The organism is Lysobacter yangpyeongensis (assembly GCF_042655745.1).
GTDB classification, from domain to species: domain Bacteria; phylum Pseudomonadota; class Gammaproteobacteria; order Xanthomonadales; family Xanthomonadaceae; genus Agrilutibacter; species Agrilutibacter yangpyeongensis.
Genome location: NZ_JBHSNM010000019.1, coordinates 1 through 3261, shown reverse-complemented (window position 1 = coordinate 3261; position 3261 = coordinate 1). Strand labels below are relative to the sequence as shown.

At 63.7% G+C, this 3261-nt stretch carries 2 protein-coding genes and 1 pseudogene; 1 reads left to right on the top strand and 2 read right to left on the bottom strand.

The window, feature by feature from the left end:
• Positions 1–1888 (bottom strand): reprolysin-like metallopeptidase (locus tag ACFPN1_RS16185; RefSeq protein ID WP_386756254.1); only part of this gene is annotated, 1888 nt, incomplete at its 3' end.
• Between the two features lie 39 nt (positions 1889–1927).
• Here ACFPN1_RS16185 and ACFPN1_RS16180 point away from each other — a divergent pair.
• Positions 1928–2480, top strand: a pseudogene (locus ACFPN1_RS16180) (4Fe-4S dicluster domain-containing protein); the annotation flags it as partial.
• A 512-nt stretch (positions 2481–2992) separates the two neighbouring features.
• Here ACFPN1_RS16180 and ACFPN1_RS16175 read toward each other — a convergent pair.
• A partial coding sequence (locus ACFPN1_RS16175) for an FG-GAP repeat domain-containing protein (protein WP_386756253.1) occupies positions 2993–3261 on the bottom strand: 269 nt, incomplete at its 5' end.

Genomic DNA, 3261 nt, shown 5'->3' with positions numbered 1-3261 from the left:
GGTGCGCATACAGGCCGGCATACCAGGCGACGTTCGACCCGGTCGCGGCATTGCGCCAGAGAATGTCCGTGTTTCCGTCGCCGTCGAGGTCGCCATCGGCAACCACCTGCCAGGTAGTGGACAGCGGCGTCTGGTTGATCGTGCTGCTGGAAAGCGCGGAGAACCAGATGCGGTTCTGACCGTTGTTGCCGTTGCACCAGAACGCATCGGACTTGCCGTCCCGGTTGTAATCGTGGGCAACCGGGCTTTCGGTCGAAGTTTCAGCCCGGAACTGCGCGATGACGGGCATGGTCTGGCGCAGCGTGCGGGCACTGTCCGTGACATCGGCAATGCCACAGGCAAAGCCACCGCAGGTGGTGATATCCGGATTCGAGAAGATCCGGTACGCCGCCTGCCCGGCGATGCTATACGCCATGATGTCGTGGAAGTTGCCATGAGCCACGTCCGCGGCGTAACCGAAGGAGTACGGATACCGACCATATTCCTCCGGATCGAGCAGGTTGCCGTCGCCATTCGAATCGTTGCCCTGCTGGGCGGTCATACGATCATGCTGCAGGCCCAGATTGTGGCCCAGCGCATGCGCGAGCGTTTCCTCCGGGCAGGTCGTGCCGTCATCCGGAAACTGATCGCCGCTCGAGTCGCTGACCACGGCGAACCCGAAAGCCGCATCGGCCTGATCGATGAGCGTCTGGCCACCGCCTATGTGCCAGGAGGCGCTGCAACTGCCGTTGTCCGGGATTTCGAGCTTGCGGACCAGCGCGACCAGGTCGGCATGCGCATACTCCCGCGCGACGATGAGCGGCTGGAGTGCGGCGGGCTGGATCGCCGGCGTGCATTTGGTGTTGTTCGGCTTATCCGTGCATTGCAGGCCGGTTAGCTCGACCAGGGCGCCGTGATTGTCGGTGGCATCGGGATAGTCGACCTGCTGCGTGCCCACGAGCCGGAGCTGACCCTGCGCGTTGCTATCCGTGAGTGCCTGGTTCGCCACATCAACCATGAAGGTCAGGCGGGTCACTGCCTGCGAGGTACCACCCAGCCGTTGAGAAAAGCCGCTCGTGTAACCCATGAAAAGGTCGACGGTTGTATCGGTCGACGCCGCCTCCAGCGGCAGCGCCAGCGGTGCCGACGCGGATGCCCGCCGCCTCGATGAGGGCGGCGTATCCATGCTGTCGACGGGCTCATCGAGTGCAACGGGTTCATACGCGTCATTGCGCATTGCCGAGGACGTGGCCTGCTGGGAACCTGGCTCGACCAGCCATGCCTTTCCATCGAAGGTTGTGATCTGCAGCAGACGTCCCTTGTAGGGAATGGAGCCGAACACCGCCTTCTCTCCGAAGGTGATGATCGCGGAATTGCCGCCCCTAGGGTCGCGGTCGCTACCTATCCACGTCCAGTTTCCATCGGGGTGTTCGATGTGGCGGCTGTAGCCCAGATGTATCTGGCGTCCGTCAGGCGCCTCGAGATCCAGTCCGCCATCAACGATTGCGCGCAGCGCATGTGCCTCGCTCAATTGCACGGCGTGCCAGCGCGTGCTTCCTTTCGCTTCCGGCGTGAGCGCAGCGTGATCGTAGGCCAGCAGCGTTCCGTGATCGGGAAGGGCGGTCAACGCCGAGCGCATCGGTTCCGCGGGCCGTCGCGCGACGGTCATTGCATGAGCGGCCCCGCCTCCCTGGGCAGTTGTCTGCACCGCCGCACCGGTCGGATCCATGTCCGCGGCACAGCCTGTCAGCACGCACAGGATGCCCGCACACCAAGTTAGTCCACGCATGTTGCCCCCCATGAGTCGCCGGCTCCCCGGAGCAGCGGCAACCTGATAAGCCACGTCAGGATTTTGTTCAGGCGATGTGACGAAGATCGGTGCATCGCGTCGCCTGAACGATGAAGACAACGGCCCTATGCTTCCGGACCGGCCACGCTGAAGCGCACGTATCCCCTCGCCGCCGAACACCTGGTCGCAGGTCCCCTCGCGAAGGCTTCCACGCGAAGCCGCGCGCTTCCGCCGCGATGGCTGAACTGAAGAAGGTCCGCAACATCAGGCCGGGCTTCAAGCGCGGCCTGTGTCACCGCGGGTCTCTCACCGTGGACACTGAAGAACAAGGCCGACTGGTGCTCGCTCCACAAACTCGACGAGCATGAGCCGCCCACACGCGATTACGCCGACCGCACCCTCGCCCCACGCGATCACCTGGCCGGCGTCTACTTCGCCGCCACCGAGCACGACGAGGACCAGCCGGTGCACCTGCACGTCGCCGACACCAGTATCTACGTAACCCGATGCGCGGAGGAATACTGGCAATCCGTGCACGCGCTTCTGTCCGGCCGGCGTCTACGAGATCGTCGACGATGCCGCGGGCAAGCGCCTGCAGATCAACGCCGCCAACTGCGTGCACTGCAAGACCTGCGACATCAAGGATCCGTACGAAATCATCACCTGGGTCACGCCGGAAGGCGGCTCGGGGCCGAATTACCAGAACCTGTAAGCATGGTCATTTCCCACCGGCACAGGTTCCTGCACTTCGTGATTCCCAAGACGGCATCGGCGACGCTGAGGCAAATCGCTGGCGCCCTTCGCCGACATCGGCTGGCCGGTATCGAAGTACCAGCAGCACGTGACCATTGCGGCCTTCCTGCGCTCGGAGCACGCCCCGCTGTTTCCTGACTACTTCAAGTTCGCATTCGTCAGGAATCCGTATGACCGGATCTATTCCGGGGTATCTCCAGGGCCGGTACGCAGCCGAGACCTACCCGCGCTGGATACGCGCGAAAAGCCCCGAACCCTGGTGAGAACGTACGCCGGGGACTGCGCAGCGTGGAGCCGAAATACCTGCCCCATTTCGACCGCAGGACGATCTCCGCGGTGAATGCGATCTATCGGCGCGATTTCGAGTTATTCGGCTACCCGATGCTCGATCCGGATTCGTTTCCCAAGTGCGCGCAAACTCTTCCGATCGGAACTGCGCCGCGCGGCTAGCAGCCGCGCGGCGCGGGGCAATCACGGCCGGATGAACCAGCCCGCTCCGGATTCGGTCGTCAGGTTGTAGCGCGTCGCGGAATTGGAATTGTTCCAGACCACGTTGCCGCCATTGGCACGACGCCACAGGATGTCGTCGGTGCCGTCCGCCGAATAGTCGCCGACCGCGGCGACAATCCAGTCGCTTGCCATTGCCGTCAGCACGCGACTGGTGGCCCCGTTGCCGCGATACCAGATCTTGTTATCCCCCGCGAGGGAGCGCCACAGCAGATCGTCATTCCCGTCGCCGT